The organism is Kitasatospora sp. NPDC001547 (assembly GCF_042894165.1).
Taxonomy (GTDB): Bacteria; Actinomycetota; Actinomycetes; order Streptomycetales; family Streptomycetaceae; genus Kitasatospora.
Window position 1 is genome coordinate 72,130 of the sequence record NZ_JBIAVL010000026.1, and the last position, 17,702, is coordinate 89,831.

Below are 17,702 nucleotides of genomic sequence, written 5' to 3' on the forward strand. Positions count from 1 at the left end.
CGTGATCATCATGTTGACGATCGCGCACCTCAGTGACATCCACCTCGGCCAGGACCACCGCCGGGACGGCGGCGAGCGCGCCCGGCGGCGGGCCGAGCAGGTGATGGCGTACCTCGACGCCCTGCCCGGCCCGCTGGACGCGGTGCTGGTCACCGGCGACCTCGCCGACCAGGGCCTGGCCGAGGAGTACCGGCAGGTGGCCGAGGTGCTGAAGTCCCGGCACCCGGTGCTGATCTGCCCCGGCAACCACGACTCCCGGGCGCCGTACCGGGAGGTGCTGCTCGGCGAGGCGCCGGCACAGGGCCCGGTCAACCGGCTGCACCGACTGCCGGGCGCCGACGTGCTGATGCTCGACTCGTCCGTACCCGGGCAGCACGACGGCCTGCTGGACGAGGAGACGCTGGACTGGCTCGACGCACAGCTCACCGAGGGGCGTACCGAGTTGCCGGCGCTGGTGGCCTTCCACCACCCGCCGGTGGAGCTGCACCTGCCGTACGTCGACCCGATCCGCCAGTTCGGCGAGGAGCGGCTGGCACGGGTGCTGCGCGAGCACCCCCGGGTGGCCGCCCTGCTCTGCGGGCACGCCCACACCGCCGCCGCGACCACCTTCGCCGGCCTGCCGCTGCTGGTCGCGCCCGGCGTGGTCTCCACCGTCACGCTGCCCTTCGAGAGCGAGCACGAGATCGCCTTCGACCATCCGCCGATGCTGGCCTTCCACGTCCTGGACGACGACCGCCGGCTCACCACCCACTACCGGGCGCTGCCGGTGCGGGACTGACCGACCCGGCCGCCGCTACGGGTGGTTGGGCCGGACCCGGGCCTGGCGCGGCGGCTGCGGCGGTGACTGGCGCGGCGGTTGGTGGGGCTGCTCGCGCGGTTGTCGGTACGGCTGCTGGTACGGCGCCCGCGGCGGCTGGTACCCGGGCCCGTACGGCTGCTGCCGCCCCGGCCCGTACGGCTGTTGCCCGGGCGCGTACGGCTGCGGCTCGGCCGACTCGTACGGCTGCCGGTACACCGAGGACGGGCCGGGCGGGGGGAGCGGCCGCGCGGCCGGCGGCCCGGGCGGCGTCCGGCTGCCCGCCATCGGGTACGCGGAGCCGGGCGCGCGCATCCGCTGGGCCGCGACCTGGCGGGAGATCAGGATCTCCAGCAGGCACCACATGGTGCCGAACACCCCGAGCCCCATCGCCAGCAGCGCGGGCGTCAGCAGCCAACTGCCCGCGTACGAGGCCAGCGTCGCCACCACGACACCCACCAGGGTGAAGGACAGGCAGAGCACCGCCCGGACTGCGGCGGCGCGCACCTCGTCGGGCAGGCGGCGACGACGGCGGCGTGGCACGGACATCGAGCGACCCCCAGGCACGTGGCGCGTGTTCGGTGAAGCATACGGAACGGGCGCACACGAAACACGCCCCTTCGCCTCACTCTGCCCAGCCGAACCGGGACTATGCGTCCGAAACCGTCGAACTACCGCCAAACCCGTGCCATCCGGGCAGCCCCGGCCGGCCGCGAGGGGCAGGCCCGGCGGCCGGGCGGGCCGGCGCTCAGCCCAGCTGGAGGTTGAGCTCCTCCAGTGCGCCGGTCACGATCGTCCGCATCGCCTGCTCGGCGTGGACGGCGTCCTCGGCGCAGATCGCCTCCGCGACCTCGCGGTGCAACCGGATCGCGTACGGCTCCGGCTGATGGGGCATCAGATGGTACTCGGTCCGGCCGGTGAGCACCGCCGCGACGGTGTCCCCGAGGTGGGCGAACATCTCGTTGCCGGAGGCCCGCAGCACCAGGGAGTGGAAGGCGATGTCGTGCCTGAGGAAGGCGGTCAGGTCGGCGGCCCGTGCGGTGACCGTCAAGTCCACGGCCAGTGAGCTGAGTTCGCGCCGGTCGTCGTCGCTCGCGTGGGCGGCGGCGAGCGCGGCCGCGGCCGGTTCGACGGCCACCCGCAGCGAACCGAGGGAGCGCAGCTGGGCGGGCCGGTCCGAGCCGGCCAGGCGCCAGCGGATCACCATCGGGTCGAAGACGTCCCAGAGCGACCTGGGCTGCACGGTGATCCCGACCCGCCGCCGGGAGGCGACCATCCGCATCCCCTCCAGGATCCGCACCGCCTCCCGGACCACCGTCCGGGACACCCCGAACCGGGCCTCCAGCTCCTCGCCGCGCAGCACCGCCCCCTCGGGGATCTCCCCCGACGCGATCGCCGGCCCGAGTTCGTCAAGCAGCCGCCCGGGCAGCCCCTGGATCTCCATCCGCCCAGCGTAGTCGCCCGCCCCGCGAGCCCCCGTGCCGCCCTGCGGGCCCCGGCACCGCCCTGGCACCGCCCCGACCGTCCCGTCGCCGCCCCGAGGCCGCCTGCGATCCAGGCCACACCGCAAAAGTATGACGATTTGGTTTCCGGCACTTGAATACGTCATATCTTTGAGGCGATAGTGGCGGCCAGGCAACGAAGGAGCACCACCCCATGGCTCTCAGCGTCGAGATCCACGACCTCCCGCAGGCCCCCCTCACCGTTGTGGTGATGGGCGTCTCGGGCGTCGGCAAGACCACCCTGGCCCGCCTGCTGGCGGACCGCCTCGCCCTCCCCTTCGCCGAGGCGGACGACTTCCACCCCGCGGCCAACATCGCCAAGATGTCGGCCGGCATCCCGCTGGGCGACGAGGACCGCGCCCCCTGGCTGCGCGCCATCGGCGCCTGGCTCAAGGAGCGGACCGAGTCCGGCAGCGGCGGTGTGGTCACCTGCTCGGCGCTGAAGCACCGCTATCGCGACACCCTGCGCGCGGCCTGCCCGGGCGCCTTCTTCCTGCACCTCAGCGGTGGCCACGAGCTGGTCGAGGACCGGCTCAGCCACCGCTCCGGCCACTTCATGCCGTCCTCGCTGCTCGACTCGCAGTACGCCGCCCTGGAACCCCTGGAGGCGGACGAGCGCGGTGCCGTCCTGGACGTGGGCCCGTCCCCCGAAGAACTCGTCGAGATGGCCGTGGCACTGCTGCGGCCCGTCAATGGAGACCTCGCGTGAGCATGTCCCCCACTCTGCTGGCGGCCGCCCCACCGGCCCTGCCGCACACCAGCAGTGACTCCCAGCTGCTGATCGCGGTGCTGCTCAGCATCGGTGCGATCGTCGTACTGATCACCAAGCTGAAGCTGCACCCGTTCCTCGCCCTCACACTCGGCTCCGGTCTGCTGGCCGCCGTCGCGGGCGCCCCCTTCGACAAGCTGCTCAGCAGCTTCTCCACGGGCTTCGGATCCACCGTCGCCAGCGTCGGCCTGCTGATCGGCCTCGGCGCGATGCTCGGCAAGCTGCTGGCGGACTCCGGCGGCGCCAACATCATCGCGGACACCGTGCTCTCCCGCACCGGGAACAAGGCGCTGCCCTGGGCGATGGCGCTGATCGCGGCCGTGCTCGGCCTGCCGCTGTTCTTCGAGGTCGGCGTCGTCCTGCTGATCCCGATCGTGCTGCTGGTCGCCCGCCGCGGCAACGTGCCGCTGATGCGGATCGGCATCCCGGCCCTGGCCGGCCTGTCGGTGCTGCACGGCCTGGTGCCCCCGCACCCGGGCCCGCTGGTCGCCGTCGACGCGCTGAAGGCCGACCTCGGCATCACCCTGGCGCTCGGCCTGCTGATCGCCGTCCCGACCCTGGTCATCGCCGGTCCGCTGTTCGCGCGGCTGGCCGAGCGCTGGGTCGGCCCGCTGGAGCTCCCGGCGGCCACCGCCCCCGAGGAGACGGCCAAGCACGACCGCACCCCGTCCTTCGCCGCGGTGCTGGCCACCATCCTGCTGCCGGTCGTGCTGATGCTCGGCAAGGCGCTGGCCGACGTGGTGATCGACGACCCGAAGGCGATCGGCCAGCGGGTGTTCGACTTCATCGGCTCCCCGCTGATCGCGCTGCTCGCCGCGACCCTGCTCGGCATGGTGACCCTCGGCAAGGCGGCCGGTTTCGACCGGGCCCGGATCTCCGACACCGTCGGCAAGTCGCTCGGCCCGATCGCCGGCATCGTGTTCATCGTCGGCGCGGGCGGCGGCTTCAAGCAGACCCTGATCGACGTGGGCGTCGGCAACGCGGTGAGCGAGTGGTCCGGCAAGTGGCACATCTCGGCGCTGCTGCTGGGCTGGCTGATCGCCGTGCTGATCCGCCTGGCCACCGGCTCGGCGACGGTCGCCACGATCACCGCGGCCGGCATCGTCTCCCCGCTCGCCGCGAACATGTCCTCGACCCACGCGGCCCTGCTGGTGCTCGCGATCGGCGCCGGCTCGCTGTTCCTCTCGCACGTCAACGACGCCGGGTTCTGGCTGGTGAAGGAGTACTTCGGGATGAGCGTCGGGCAGACGCTGAAGTCCTGGTCGGTGATGGAGACGGTGATCTCGGTGGTCGCCATCGCCCTGATCCTGCCGCTCAGCCTGGTCATCTAGCGCACGAAGCAGCAACGCCGAGGGGCGGCACCCGTGACCGTACGGGTGCCGCCCCTCGGCGTTTCGCCGACCGGGCCCACCGGCTCGGGCCCGGCGGGCCCGCCGCTCCTCCACGGGCCCGGCACGCCCGGTCCGACCCGGAGCCCGGTCCGCCCTGCATGAACGCACGCCCGGTACGTCCGGCCCGACCCGGAGCCCGGTACGTCCGGCACGTCCGGCACGACCGGAGACAGGCAGGCACCCGCCACGCACGGAGGCCAGGCAGCCGCCCGGTACGCCGGAGGGCGGGCGCCCGGGGGAGTCCCCGGACGCCCGCCCTCCGTGAGCGGTCCGACCTACGTCCTACTTCTTGCGCTTCGCCAGGAAGGCCTCGACCTCGGCCTTGATCTCCGGCGTGTCCAGCCCGCGCACGGTCATCGTGGTGCGGCGGCGCAGCACGTCGTCCGCCGTGTACGCCCACTCGTTGTCCGCCGCGTACGCGACCTGCGCCCAGACGTCCGGACCGTCCTCGTGGATCGGCCGGCCGAGCTCCGGGTTCTCGTCGATCATGCGGGCGATGTCGAAGGACAGGGTGCCGTAGTGGCTGGCCAGGTGCTTGGCCACCAGCGGCTCCATCCGCGAGCCCGGCTCACGGTCGATCAGCAGGCGGTGCGCCACCGCGTTCGGCGCGCCGACGCCCGGCAGCGGGACGGTCGGGGCGATCGGGGACATGTCCTCGCCGAGGCTGGTGCCGGGCACGTGGGCCAGCTTCTCCAGCACGGCGCGGCCGATGTGCCGGTAGGTGGTCCACTTGCCGCCGGAGACCGACAGCATGCCGCCGCGGCCCTCGGTGACGACCGTCTCGCGCTTGGCGGCGGCGGTGTCGCCCGGGCCGCCCGGGAGCACCCGCAGGCCGGCGAAGGAGTAGGTGATCAGGTCGCGGTCGAGGTGCTCGTCGCGGATCGCGTGCGCGGCCTCGCCCATGATCTGGTCGATGTCCGCGTCGGTGGCCCGGACGTCCTTCGGGTCGCCGGTGTACTCCTCGTCGGTGGTGCCGAGCAGGACGTGGTCCTCCCACGGGATGGCGAAGGAGACGCGGTACTTGTCGATCGGGATGGTCAGCGCGGCGCGCCACGGCGAGCGGCGCTTGACGACCACGTGCGCGCCCTTGGAGAGGCGGATCGACGGCGCGGCGCCGGCGTCCTCCATCTTGCGCAGGTGGTCCACCCACGGGCCGGTGGCGTTGAGCACCAGGCGGGCGTCGACGCCGAACTCGGTGCCGTCCAGGCGGTCGCGCAGCTCGGCGCCGGTGACCCGGCCACCGGTGAAGCGCAGCCCGGTGACCTCGGCGTGGTTGAGCACCACGGCGCCGGCGTCGACCGCGGCGCGCACGGTCATCACGGCGACGCGCGAGTCGTTCATCTGGTGGTCGCCGTAGACGGCCACCGAGCGCAGGCCCTCGGTGCGCAGCGCGGGCACCTGCTGGGCGGCGTGCGCGGCGGTGGAGACCCGGCCCATGCCGTCGCGGAAGGCGGACAGCGCCGAGTACAGGAAGACGCCGGCGCCGAGCTTGGCGGCGCCGTGCGGGCCGCCCTTGTAGACCGGGACGAAGAAGGTCAGCGGGTTGACCAGGTGCGGGGCCACGTCGGTGGAGAGCGCGCGGCGCTCCTTGTGGTTCTCCGCGACCAGCTTGACCGCACCGGTCTGCAGGTAGCGCAGACCGCCGTGGACGAGCTTGGAGGAGGCGCTGGAGGTGGCGCCGGCGAAGTCGCCGGCGTCGACCATGGCGACCTTCAGACCGGCCTGGGACGCGGTCCAGGCGACGGCCGTGCCGAGGATGCCGCCCCCGATCACCAGCAGGTCGTAGGTGGCCTTGCCGAGCAGTTCGCGGGTCTCGGCGCGGGAGGCGGTGCGGCCGGCGGTGCGCTCGGCGCCCAGGGTCGGGATGGTTGCCATGGTGATTGTGTACGGCGCGCGGGTCGGGCGGCGCCGTTACTCCTCTCGTGTGCGGTGCGGCCCCTCGGGAGAGGCCGGTCGGCCCGGTGCGGCGGGCCGGTGAAACACGGTGACGCCCGCTGCCGGAACGGCGGGCGGCCGGCCGGGGCACGGGGCCCCGACCGGCTGTTCGATCAGTTGTTCTCTTCCTCTTCCACCCAGTCCATGGTGCGCTCCACGGCCTTGAGCCACTTCTTGTACTCGCGCTCCCGGGTGGCCTCGTCCATGCGCGGGGTCCACTCGGCGGCGCGGTGCCAGTTGGCCCGCAGGGTGTCGAGGTCGTTCCAGAAGCCGACGGCGAGTCCGGCCGCGTAGGCGGCGCCGAGGGCGGTGGTCTCGGCCACGTAGGGGCGCTCGACCGGGGCGTCCAGGACGTCGGCGATGTTCTGCATGAGCAGGTTGTTGCTGGTCATGCCGCCGTCGACCTTGAGGGCGGTGAGCTCGACCCCGGAGTCCTTCTGCATGGCGTCGACGACCTCGCGGGTCTGCCAGGCGGTGGCCTCCAGGACGGCCCGGGCCAGGTGGCCCTTGGTGACGTACCGGGTCAGTCCGGCGATCACACCGCGGGCGTCGGAGCGCCAGTACGGGGCGAACAGGCCGGAGAACGCCGGGACGAAGTAGGCGCCGCCGTTGTCCTCGACGGTGTTGGCGAGGGTCTCGATCTCGGCGGCGGTGGAGATGATGCCGAGCTGGTCGCGCAGCCACTGGACGAGCGAGCCGGTGACGGCGATCGAGCCTTCCAGGGCGTACACCGGGGCCTGGTCGCCGATCCGGTAGCCGACGGTGGTCAGCAGGCCGTGGTACGAGTTGACGATCTTCTCGCCGGTGTTCAGCAGCAGGAAGGTTCCGGTGCCGTAGGTGGACTTGGCCTCGCCCTCGTCGAAGCAGGTCTGGCCGAACAGCGCGGCCTGCTGGTCGCCGAGCGCGGAGGCGACCGGGACGCCGGCCAGGTCGCCGACGGCCTCGCCGTAGACCTCGGCGGAGGAACGGATCTCCGGCAGGACGGACATCGGGACGCCCATCGACTCGGCGATCTTGTCGTCCCACTGCAGGGTGTGCAGGTTCATCAGCATGGTGCGGCTGGCGTTGGTGACGTCCGTGACGTGCTTGCCGCCGTCGACACCGCCGGTGAGGTTCCAGATCACCCAGGTGTCCATGGTGCCGAAGAGGATGTCGCCGGCCTCGGCGCGCTCGCGCAGGCCCTCGACGTTGTCCAGCAGCCAGCGGATCTTCGGGCCGGCGAAGTAGCTGGCCAGCGGGAGGCCGGTCTCGCGGCGGAAGCGGTCCTGGCCGACGTTGCGGCCCAGCTCGCGGCAGAGCGTCTCGGTGCGGGTGTCCTGCCACACCAGTGCGTTGTGCACCGGCTCGCCGGTGTTCTTGTCCCACAGGACGGTGGTCTCGCGCTGGTTGGTGATGCCGATCGCGCGGATGTCGTCCTTGGTCAGGCCGGCCTTCTCCAGCGCGCCGCGGACGACGGACTGCACCCGGGTCCAGATCTCGGCGGCGTCGTGCTCGACGTAGCCGGGCTGGGGGAAGATCTGCCGGTGCTCCTGCTGGTCGACGGCGACGATCCGGCCGTCGGCGCCGAAGATGATGCAGCGGCTGGAGGTGGTGCCCTGGTCGATCGCGGCGATGTAGTTACCGGTGGAGGTCATGGGGAGGGTCCTCGGCTCGGGTTCGGGGGATACGGGGTGGGTGGGCCTGACGCTCGCTCGGTCAGTCCCCGTGTGCGGCGGGGTCGAACCCGTCCGTCAGAAGATGGCGTTGTAGACGCCGCCGGCCGCGAGGCCGCCCAGGATCGGGCCGACGACCGGGACCCAGGCGTACGACCAGTCGGAGCCGCCCTTGTTCGGGATCGGCAGCAGGGCGTGGGCGATGCGCGGGCCGAGGTCGCGGGCCGGGTTGATCGCGTAGCCGGTCGGACCGCCCAGCGAGAGGCCGATGCCGACGACGGTGAAGGCGACCATCAGGGTGCTGGTGCCGGACTGGGTGAGGCCGGAGTTGGTGCCGATGGTGAGGATCGCGAAGCAGAGCACGAAGGTGCCGATGACCTCGGTGAGCACGTTCTGGAACGGGTTCCGGATCTCGGGACCGGTCGAGAAGATGCCGAGGGTGGGCTCCTCGTTCGCGTTGAACTGGCCCAGGTAGGTGGCCCAGACCAGGACGGCGCCGATGATCGCGCCGAGCAGCTGGGAACCGAGGTAGAGCGGCACCTGGCCCCACTCGCCGCTCTTGACCGCGAGCGCGATGGTGACGGCCGGGTTCAGGTGGGCGCCGGACTTCGGGGCCGACATGTAGGCGGCGATGAGGACCGCGAATCCCCAGCCGAAGGTGATCGCCAGCCAGCCGGCGTTGACGGCCTTCGACTTCTTGAGGGTCACGGCGGCGCAGACGCCACCGCCGAGAAGTATCAGGGCGGCGGTGCCGAGGGTTTCGCCGACGAAGACGTCGCCGTTGGAGAACGCGGACACAAAGACTCCCTTGTCCATATGGCCCGGAGGGTGGGGTGGGGGCGGGCGGCCGGTCGATCACTGTGCGGGTGAGCGCACTGTGGAGGTGATCTCTCCGGCCATCGTTCGACAATGTCGACCGTCATGCGGAAGCTTCCTCCCCAGGTCGCCCCCACGTCAAGGCAGGGTTACGCAGCTGTGACCCTCGCCTCGACGGGTTCGTCGACGTTACCGAGCGGAGCGCCCCGAACCAGGACAAAACGCCAGAGGCGCGGACAGGCCTCCCGCCCGTCCGCGCCTCAGCGTGACGAATCGACGGCTCTGCGCGAGCCGTCCGTGGATGTGCTCAGAACCGCCCGGCACCCAGGTCGCGGGAGATCGCCCGCGCCGCGCTGCGCACCGAGGCCACCAGCGAGGGCTTCACGAACCCGTCCTCGCAGACCCGCTCGACGGCGCCGCTGATGCACACCGCGCCCACCGGGTTGCGCCGCCGGTCCTGGATCAGCGCGCCGATCGAGGCCACGCCCTCCCAGGTCTCCTCGATCGAGTCAGCCCAGCCGCGCTCCCGGATCAGCGCGCACTCGGCGTCCACGTCGGCCGCCCCGGTCAGCGTCCGCACGGTGTACGACTCGTACGGCCCGTCGCCCAACTCCCCCCGCGCGACCGGGTCGTAGGCCACCAGCACCTTGCCCAGCGCGGTGCTGTGCAACGGCTGCATCGAACCGACCTCCAGCACCTGCCGGGTGTCGTCCGGCCGGAACACGTGGTGCACGATCAGCACGCCCTGCTGGTGCAGCACCCCCAGGTAGACCGTCTCCCCGGACGCCCGGGCCAGGTCGTCCGCCCACACCAGCGCCCGCGCCCGCAGCTCGTGCACGTCCAGGTAGCTCTGCCCCAGCCGCAGCAGTTCCGCGCCCAGCTGGTACTTGCCGGTCTCCGGATCCTGCTCGACGAACCCCTCCTGCTGCAGCGTGCGCAGGATGCCGTGCGCGGTGCCCTTGGCGAGCTCCAGCGCCGTCGCGACCTCGGACAGGCCCAGCCGGCGTTCGCCGCCGGCCAGCAGGCGCATGATCGCGGCGGCCCGGGAAAGCGACTGGATCGGGCCGGGCATGGGAACCTCCGCGCTGACAGGCGGTCGACAATGTCGACCGCAGTGGTGACGGGACGAGTCTGCCAGGCCGCGCTGACTCCGTGCACCTTCCCCCCGGGTAACCCGCCCTCCGCCCGCTGTTCACTTACGGCGCGGCCGCGGTCCGGCCGCTGTGTGCGCGCACGACCGCGCGCAGGTCAGCCGTCGGTCGTCAGCCGTGCCGGCCCACCGCGCCCGCCCGCTGCGCCCGGAGCACCGCCACCTCCGCCGCCAGCGCCGCGATCCCGTCCGTCCCGACCCGGCAGCAACCGCCCACCAGCCGCGCCCCGTCCGCGAGCCAGCCGCTCACCCGGGCCGAGCGGAAGGTCGGCTCGCCGCACCAGCCCCGCCGGGCGGCGTCCCAGCTCTCCCCGCTGTTCGGGTAGACCACCACCGGCTTCCCGGTCACCTCGGCGGCCACCGCCACCGCCCGGTCCGCGTCCTGCGGCGTACAGCAGTTGACGCCCACCGCGACCACCTCGTCCACGTCGGCGGCCAGCGCGAAGGCCTCCGCCAGCGGCTGTCCGGCCCTGGTCCGGTCGCCCTCGACGCTGTACGACAGCCAGGCCGGCACCCCGAGCCCGCGCACCAGGCCCAGCAGCGCCCGCGCCTCGTCCGCGTCCGGCACCGTCTCCAGCGCCAGCACGTCCGGCCGGGTCGCCGCCAGCACCTCCAGCCGCGGCCGGTGGAAGTCCGCCAGCTCCGCGACGCTCAGCCCGTACCGCCCCCGGTACTCCGAACCGTCCGCCAGCACCGCCCCGTACGGGCCCACCGAGGCCGCCACCCAGCGCCGCCGCCCGCCCGGCTCCGGGCGCGCCGCCTCCCGGGCCAGCTCCACGCTGCTCGCGAGCAGCCGCGCGGCCTGCGCCCGGTCCACCCCGCGGCGCGCGAAACCCTCGAAACTCGCCTGGTAGCTCGCGGTTATCGCGACGTCCGCGCCCGCCGCGAAGTACGCCCGGTGCGCCGCCACCACCGCCTGCGGGTCGTCCGCCAGCAACCGCGCCGACCAGAGCCCGTCCGAGAGGTCGTGGCCGGCCGCCGCCAACTGGTTCGACATCCCGCCGTCGAGCACCAGCGGCCCGGCGGCCAGCGCGGCGGCGAAGTCCGGCGGGGGAGCAGTGGGCATGTCGGTCTCCTCTGGCAGAGTTCCTGGTCACAGCCTAGAGGTGGGCGCCCCGGCCGAGCGGGAAAATCGTTTGCCGCAGGGGAACGCAATCGCTACGTTGTGCTCAGCCCGAGAAGAACGGCGCCGGCAGGGCAGGTCCGGCGGCACCGGTGAGCACGGAGAGGAGCCCGGCGATGGCAGCGGACGACCAGCCGCCCTCCACCGGGCCCGGAGCCGAGCAGGAATGGCTCGCCGCGTACGACCCGCGCGCCTACGCCCCGATCGCCGTCACGGTGGACGTGGTCGCCCTGACCTTGCGCCACGGCAGCCTGCACGTCCTGCTCGTCGAACGCGGCGCCCCGCCCCACCAGGGCTGTTGGGCGCTGCCCGGCGGCTTCCTGCGGGCCGGAGAGGAAGGCCTGGACGAGGCCGCCGCCCGCGAGCTCGCCGAGGAGACGGGCCTGCGGAGCGCCTCCGAGGCCGAGAACCGGCTCTGCCGCCTCCACCTCGAACAGCTCGGCACCTACGGCGCCCCCGACCGGGATCCACGGATGCACGTCGTCTCCGTCGCCTACCTCGCCTTCGCCCCGGACCTGCCCGACCCCCGGGCGGGGACGGACGCCGCGGCCGCCGCCTGGCACCCCGTCTCCGACCTGGACCTCCGGCCCCCCGGCCGGTCCCGAGCCGCCGGTGCGCCCGCCGACACCCACGGGGGTGGTGTCGAGGGGCGCACCGGCCCAGGCCCGCTCACGCTGGCCTTCGACCACGCCCGGATCCTCTCCGACGGCCTCGACCGGGTACGCGCCAAACTCGAGTACAGCCCGCTGGCCACCGCCTTCCTGCCGTACGACTTCACCATCCCCGACCTCCGCGCCGTCTACGAGGCGGTCTGGGACGAGAAGCTCCACCCCGGCAACTTCCACCGCAAGGTGCTGTCCGTGCCCGGCTTCGTCGAGAGCACCGGCACCACCACCGAGCGCGGCGGCGCCCGCGGCGGCCCCCGCGCCCGCACCTACCACGCCGGCGACGCCCGACTGCTGCACCCCGCGCTGCTCCGTCCCACCCGCGACGGCACGGCCGACGACCCGGGCACCTCCTGAGGCTCCGCCGCCCACGGCGATACCGCCGGCCCCCCGGCTACCATCCGGCCATGACCACTGACGAAACGACGCCCTCCGAGGAAGCGCAGCGGACCGCCCACCGGCCGTTCTCGCACTGCCACTTCTGCGGCACGCCCTACCCGCCCGACACCCGCCTCTGGCCGCGCACCTGCCCCGGCTGCGCCGAGATCAGCTACCGCAACCCGCTGCCCGTCGCGGTCACCGTCCTCCCCGTCACCCGCCCCGACGCCGACCCCGCCCTGGTCGTCATCCGCCGCACCATCGAACCCGGCTACGGCGAACTCGCCTTCCCAGGCGGCTACATGGACTACGGCGAGAGCTGGCAGCAGGCCTGCGTGCGGGAACTGCAGGAGGAGACCGGCATCTCGGCCGACCCGGCCGAGGTCACCCTGATCCACACCGCCTCCGACCCCAACGGCCGCTTCGTCATGCTCTGCGGACTGCTCCCGGCCCGCCCGCTCGCCGACCTCCCGCCCTCCCGCCCCACCGACGAGACCGACGGCTGGCTGCTCGCCACCGTCGAAACCCCGCTGGTCTGGGACTTCCACAACGGGATCCTGCGCCGCTGGTTCAGCGGCGAGTTCACCGCGCGCTGAGCTCCCGCCCACCCGTCGGCCGACCCTGGCGCGGCGGGCGATCACATGGCATGGTCTGCACCGACAGCCCAACCGGACGGGTCTGCCACGAGCGCTCCCGTCCCCACCACCGGCCGGGAGACCACCACCGTGAGCACCCCACCGCAGGACCAGCCGCTCTGGCGCCCGAATCCCGCTCGCGCCGCCGCCACCACCCTGGTGGCCTTCCAGGCCTGGGCCGCCGAACACCACGGCGCCCCGGCCGCCCCGCTCGCCCCGGCCGCCGACGACCAGCAGGCCGCCCAGCGCTACGCCGACCTGCACGCCTGGTCCACCGAGGACCTCGACCGGTTCTGGACCGCGGTCACCCAGTGGTTCGACGTCCGCTTCACCCGGGCCCCCGAAGCGGTCCTCGCCGACCCGGCCATGCCCGGCGCCCGCTGGTTCCCCGGCGCCCGGCTCAACTACGCCGAGCACGCCCTGCGCGCCGCCGAGGACCCGGCCAACGCCGACCGCCCCGCCATCCTCCACCTCGACGAGACCACCGACCGGCCGGCCGTGCTCACCTGGACCGAGCTCCGCCGCCAGGTCGGCTCGCTGGCCGCCGCCCTGCGCGCCCGCGGCATCGGCCCCGGCGACCGGGTCAGCGCCTACCTGCCCAACGTCCCGCAGGCCGCCGTCGCCCTGCTCGCCACCGCCGCCGTCGGCGCCGTCTGGACCAGCTGCGCCCCCGACTTCGGCGCCCGCAGCGTCCTCGACCGCCTCCAGCAGATCGAACCCGCCGTCCTCTTCGCCGTCGACGGCTACCACTACGGCGGCAAGGACCACGACCGCACCGAGGTCGTCGCCGAACTCCGCCGCGAGCTGCCCGGCCTGCACACCGTCGTGCACGTCCCGCTGCTCGGCACCCCCGCCCCCGAGGGCGCCCTGAACTGGGACGACCTGGTCGCCGACGACGTCGAGCCGGTCTTCGAGCCGGTCCCCTTCGACCACCCGCTCTGGGTCCTCTACTCCTCCGGCACCACCGGCCTGCCCAAGGCCATCGTCCAGAGCCAGGGCGGCATCCTGCTCGAACACCTCAAGCAGGCCGGCCTCCACCTCGACCTCGGCCCCCGGGACCGCTTCCTCTGGTACACCTCCACCGGCTGGATGATGTGGAACTTCCTGCTGGCCGGCCTCCTCGTCGGGTCCACGATCGTCACCTACGACGGCAGCCCCGGCCACCCCGACACCGGCGCCCTCTGGTCGGTCGCCGCCCGCACCGGCGCGACCGTCCTCGGCACCTCCGCCGCGTACGTGATCGCCAGCCGCAAGGCCGACCTCCACCCCGGCCGCGACCTCGACCTCTCCGCCGTGCGCTGCATCGGCACCACCGGCTCCCCGCTCCCGCCCGACGGCTTCCGCTGGATCTACGACGAGGTCAAGGAGGACGTCTGGCTCGCCTCCGTCAGCGGCGGCACCGACGTCTGCTCCTGCTTCGTCGGCGGCGTCCCCACCCTCCCCGTCCACCTCGGCGAGATCCAGGCCCCCTGCCTCGGCGCCGCCGTCGAGTCCTGGGACGTCCAGGGCAAGCCGCTCACCGACGCCGTCGGCGAACTCGTCGTCACCAAGCCCATCCCGTCGATGCCCACCGGCTTCTGGAACGACCCCGAGGGCACCCGGTACCACGACAGCTACTTCGACATGTACCCCGGCACCTGGCGCCACGGCGACTGGATCACCGTCACCTCCCGGGGCACCGTCGTCATCCACGGCCGCTCCGATTCCACCCTCAACCGCCAGGGCGTCCGGATGGGCTCCTCGGACATCTACGAGGTCGTCGAGCGCCTCCCGGAGATCGCCGAGTCCCTGGTCATCGGCCTGGAGGAGCCCGAAGGCGGCTACTGGATGCCGCTGTTCGTCGTCCTCGCCCCCGGCGCGGAGCTGAACGACGAGGTGATCGGCCGCATCCGCACCTCGCTGCGCACCGAACTCTCCCCGCGCCACGTGCCGGACGAGGTCATCGCCGTCCGCGGCCTCCCGCACACCCTCACCGGCAAGCGGATCGAGGTCCCGGTCAAGCGCATCCTCTCCGGCACCCCGCTGGAGCAGGCCGTCAACCCCGGCTCCGTCGACCGCATCGAGCACCTGCGCTTCTTCGAGCAGCTCCGCCTCGACCGCCAGGGCTGACCGGCCGACCCGCGGCACACGAAAGGGGCGCCCCCGGGTGGGGGCGCCCCTTTCGTGTCGCTACGCGGTCACTCGCCGGAGAGGACCTGCTGCGCCGCGGCCCGCGCGTCCTCGGCGCTGTCCGCGGCCCGGGCCGCCTCGGCCGCCCGGCGGCACTGCGCCAGGGTGTACTTGGCCAGCGTGGTCCGCACATAGGGGATCGAGGCCGCGCCCATCGACAGGCTGGTGACACCCAGACCGGTCAGCACCACGGCCAGCAGCGGGTCGGAGGCCGCCTCGCCGCAGACGCCGCAGCTCTTGCCGCTCGCCCGCGCGGCGTCGGCCGCCGAGGCGACCAGGTCCAGCAGGGCCGGCTGCCACGGGTCCTGGAGCCGGGCCAGCGCACCCACCTGACGGTCGGCCGCGAAGGTGTACTGGGCGAGGTCGTTGGTCCCCAGCGAAAGGAACTCGACCTCCTGGAGGATCGCCCTGGCGCGCAGCGCGGCCGACGGAATCTCCACCATCGCACCGAACTTGGCGTTCAGCCCGGCCTCACGGCACGCGCTCGCGAAGTCCCTGGCGTCCTGGCGGTCGGCCACCATCGGCGCCATCACCTCGAGGTGCACCGGCAGCCCCTCGGCCGCCGTGGCCAGCGCCTCGAGCTGGGTCCGCAGCACCTCGGGGTGTTCGAGCAGGGTGCGCAGACCGCGCACGCCCAGCGCCGGGTTCGGCTCGTCGGCGGGGGTCAGGAAGTCCAGCGGCTTGTCGGCGCCGGCGTCCAGCACCCGGACCACCACCCGGCCCTCGGGGAACGCCTCCAGCACCTTGCGGTACGCCTCGACCTGCTTCTCCGCGGTGGGCGCCTTCGCCGAGTCGTCCAGGAACAGGAACTCGGTGCGGAACAGGCCGACGCCCTCGGCGCCGTTCTCCACCGCGGCCGGCACGTCGGCCGGGCCGCCCACGTTGGCCAGCAGCGGCACCCGGTGTCCGTCCGAGGTCTGCCCCGGGCCGGAGGAGGCGGCCAGCGCGGCCTTGCGCTCGGCGGCGGCCGCCCGCAGCTCGTCCTGCTTCTCCTGGGACGGCTCCAGCAGCACGTCGCCGGAGCTGCCGTCCACCGCGACGACGGTGCCCTCGGCGACGTCGATCGCGCCGGGCAGCGCCACGACGGCCGGCACGCCCATCGCCCGGGCCAGGATGGCGCTGTGGCTGGTCGGCCCGCCCTCCTCGGTCACGAAGCCGAGCACCAGGGCCGGGTCGAGCAGCGCGGTGTCGGCCGGCGCGAGGTCCCGCGCGAACAGCACGTACGGCTCGTCGCTGTCCGGCACGCCGGGCATCGGCACACCGAGCAGCCGGGCCACGATCCGGTTGCGCACGTCGTCCAGGTCGGCGACCCGCCCGGCCAGGTACTCCCCGGCGGAGGCGAGCAGTGCCCGGTAGGCCGCGAACGCGTCGTAGACGCCGCGCTCGGCACTGCTGCCGACGGCGATCCGGCGGGACACGTCGGCCATCAGCTCCGGGTCCTGCGCCATCAGCGCCTGGGCCTCCAGCACGGCCTGGGCCTCGCCGCCCGCGAGGTTGCCGCGCGCGACGAGGTCGGCGGCGACCGCCTCGACGGCGGCCTGGGCGCGGGCCTGCTCGCGCGGGGCGTCCTCGGTCGGGATCTGGGTGGCCGGGGGCTCCAGCACCGCCGTCCCCATGTGCCGCACCTGGCCGATCGCGACCCCGTGGCTCACGCCCACGCCGCGCAGCGTCTTCTCCATGTCACCTGTCTCCGCTGAGATGAGCGGCCCCGCCGGGAACCGCTGAGTGGGGGCCGCCCCGTCATCTCGTCCGGGGCGGGTGTCGGAAGGAAAGGAGTCAGCGCCAGCTGAACAGCTGGTCGCCCGCCTTGGCGTCGCCGTCCTCCCGCAGTTCGCCGAGCGAGTCGGCGGTGGCCTCCAGCGCCACGATCGGCGAGATCGGCGACTTGCCCGCGGCCTCGACGGCGGCCGGGTTCCACTTGATGACGGCCTGACCGCGGGTCACCGTGTCGCCCTTGTTGACGAGCAGCTCGAAGCCCTCGCCGTTCAGCTGGACGGTGTCGATCCCGAGGTGGGTCAGCACCCCGTGGCCCTCGGCATCCACGACCACGAACGCGTGCGGGTGCATGGAGACGACGACACCGTCCACCGGAGCGACCGCCGTGGTCTGCTCGCGAACGGGGTCGATCGCGGTGCCCGGGCCGACCATCGCACCCGAGAACACCGGGTCGGGCACGCCCGCGAGCCCCACGATCTTGCCGGTCAGCGGCGACGTCACAGTGGTCATGGTTGTGCCTCCCAAATGCGCAGTACAGCGAGTGGCCGCGAGGAGCGGCACGACGATCAACTGAAGCCTAAATCATGTCAACTTCGGACATCTGCTGACATTCCCGGGCGAAGGCCCCGCCCACGCCTACCCAATCGGCCGGCGACTCACCGGCCCGCGAGTGGTCTAGTCCTCTGGGCCGATGCGCCGCACTCTACAGGCATCTTGGCGAAACGGGACCATTGCTGTATATGCTCGCGAGAGCAACAAATCATGCCGCCTTCCGGGGGCTCCCGGCGCGCCCCGGTTCGCGCTCCGGCTGCCGACCGGCTATGGTTGGTCGAGTCGCCGCGACTCCGCGGTTAACGCCAGATTTCAGATGCGAAAAGCCCCGGTAAACGGAGCGGAAAGCGTCTGGTAGGCTGGAAACACGAAAGAACGAAGCCCGGAGGGCCTGCTGGAAGGCGGCTCGAAGGAAGCGTCCGTTCCTTGAGAACTCAACAGCGTGCCAAAAGT

15 protein-coding genes are annotated in these 17,702 nt (G+C 73.1%); 6 read left to right on the plus strand and 9 right to left on the minus strand.

Annotated elements, in window-relative coordinates; genetic code table 11:
* Nucleotides 1–10: 10 nt before the first annotated feature.
* On the plus strand, nucleotides 11–778 hold the full coding sequence (locus ACFY0X_RS31865; RefSeq protein WP_387759800.1) for a metallophosphoesterase: 768 nt from the start codon (nucleotides 11–13) through the stop codon (nucleotides 776–778).
* 15 nt (nucleotides 779–793) lie between these two features.
* Here the strand turns inward: ACFY0X_RS31865 and ACFY0X_RS31870 are convergent, their stop codons facing one another.
* Together ACFY0X_RS31870 and ACFY0X_RS31875 are read right to left on the minus strand one after the other, a co-directional pair.
* Entirely contained in the window at nucleotides 794–1,345 is a 552-nt protein-coding gene (locus tag ACFY0X_RS31870) for a hypothetical protein (RefSeq protein ID WP_387759802.1), read from the minus strand.
* 199 nt (nucleotides 1,346–1,544) lie between these two features.
* The gene (locus ACFY0X_RS31875; protein ID WP_387759803.1) at nucleotides 1,545–2,240 is read right to left on the minus strand and encodes a FadR/GntR family transcriptional regulator; all 696 of its coding nucleotides are present in this window, start codon (nucleotides 2,238–2,240) and stop codon (nucleotides 1,545–1,547) included.
* Nucleotides 2,241–2,452: 212 nt separating this feature from the next.
* Between ACFY0X_RS31875 and ACFY0X_RS31880 the strand changes: the two genes are divergently transcribed.
* On the plus strand, nucleotides 2,453–3,007 hold the full coding sequence (locus tag ACFY0X_RS31880) for a gluconokinase (protein WP_387759805.1): 555 nt from the start codon (nucleotides 2,453–2,455) through the stop codon (nucleotides 3,005–3,007).
* Between the two features lie 2 nt (nucleotides 3,008–3,009).
* The gene (locus ACFY0X_RS31885; protein WP_387759826.1) at nucleotides 3,010–4,398 is read left to right on the plus strand and encodes a gluconate:H+ symporter; all 1,389 of its coding nucleotides are present in this window, start codon (nucleotides 3,010–3,012) and stop codon (nucleotides 4,396–4,398) included.
* Between the two features lie 342 nt (nucleotides 4,399–4,740).
* Here ACFY0X_RS31885 and ACFY0X_RS31890 read toward each other — a convergent pair whose 3' ends face one another.
* The 5 genes from ACFY0X_RS31890 to mmuM form a co-directional block, all read right to left on the minus strand.
* On the minus strand, nucleotides 4,741–6,333 hold the full coding sequence (locus tag ACFY0X_RS31890; protein ID WP_387759806.1) for an FAD-dependent oxidoreductase: 1,593 nt from the start codon (nucleotides 6,331–6,333) through the stop codon (nucleotides 4,741–4,743).
* A 173-nt stretch (nucleotides 6,334–6,506) separates the two neighbouring features.
* Complete coding sequence (glpK, locus tag ACFY0X_RS31895) at nucleotides 6,507–8,027, minus strand: glycerol kinase GlpK (RefSeq protein ID WP_387759807.1); 1,521 nt, start codon at nucleotides 8,025–8,027, stop codon at nucleotides 6,507–6,509.
* Nucleotides 8,028–8,123: 96 nt separating this feature from the next.
* Nucleotides 8,124–8,843 (minus strand): MIP/aquaporin family protein, encoded by a 720-nt coding sequence (locus ACFY0X_RS31900; protein WP_387759809.1) that lies wholly within the window; start codon nucleotides 8,841–8,843, stop codon nucleotides 8,124–8,126.
* 325 nt (nucleotides 8,844–9,168) lie between these two features.
* Nucleotides 9,169–9,933 carry an IclR family transcriptional regulator gene (locus ACFY0X_RS31905; protein ID WP_387759810.1) on the minus strand — a complete coding sequence of 255 codons (765 nt, stop codon included), beginning with the start codon at nucleotides 9,931–9,933 and terminating at the stop codon, nucleotides 9,169–9,171.
* 190 nt (nucleotides 9,934–10,123) lie between these two features.
* Complete coding sequence (mmuM, locus tag ACFY0X_RS31910) at nucleotides 10,124–11,077, minus strand: homocysteine S-methyltransferase (protein ID WP_387759811.1); 954 nt, start codon at nucleotides 11,075–11,077, stop codon at nucleotides 10,124–10,126.
* Nucleotides 11,078–11,250: 173 nt separating this feature from the next.
* On the opposite strand from mmuM, the gene ACFY0X_RS31915 reads away from it, so the two are divergent.
* From ACFY0X_RS31915 to ACFY0X_RS31925, 3 genes are all read left to right on the plus strand, one after another.
* Entirely contained in the window at nucleotides 11,251–12,156 is a 906-nt protein-coding gene (locus ACFY0X_RS31915) for an NUDIX domain-containing protein (protein WP_387759813.1), read from the plus strand.
* A gap of 50 nt (nucleotides 12,157–12,206) precedes the next feature.
* On the plus strand, nucleotides 12,207–12,773 hold the full coding sequence (locus ACFY0X_RS31920) for an NUDIX domain-containing protein (RefSeq protein WP_387759814.1): 567 nt from the start codon (nucleotides 12,207–12,209) through the stop codon (nucleotides 12,771–12,773).
* 129 nt (nucleotides 12,774–12,902) lie between these two features.
* A complete protein-coding gene (locus ACFY0X_RS31925; protein WP_387759816.1) occupies nucleotides 12,903–14,921 on the plus strand; it encodes an acetoacetate--CoA ligase in 2,019 nt (672 codons plus the stop codon).
* A 68-nt stretch (nucleotides 14,922–14,989) separates the two neighbouring features.
* On the opposite strand, the gene ptsP is transcribed toward ACFY0X_RS31925, so the two are convergent.
* On the minus strand, nucleotides 14,990–16,660 hold the full coding sequence (ptsP, locus tag ACFY0X_RS31930; protein ID WP_387759818.1) for a phosphoenolpyruvate--protein phosphotransferase: 1,671 nt from the start codon (nucleotides 16,658–16,660) through the stop codon (nucleotides 14,990–14,992).
* A gap of 97 nt (nucleotides 16,661–16,757) precedes the next feature.
* Nucleotides 16,758–17,207, minus strand: a complete 450-nt coding sequence (locus tag ACFY0X_RS31935) for a PTS glucose transporter subunit IIA (RefSeq protein ID WP_387759819.1) — start codon at nucleotides 17,205–17,207, stop codon at nucleotides 16,758–16,760.
* Between the last annotated feature and the right edge of the window lie 495 nt (nucleotides 17,208–17,702).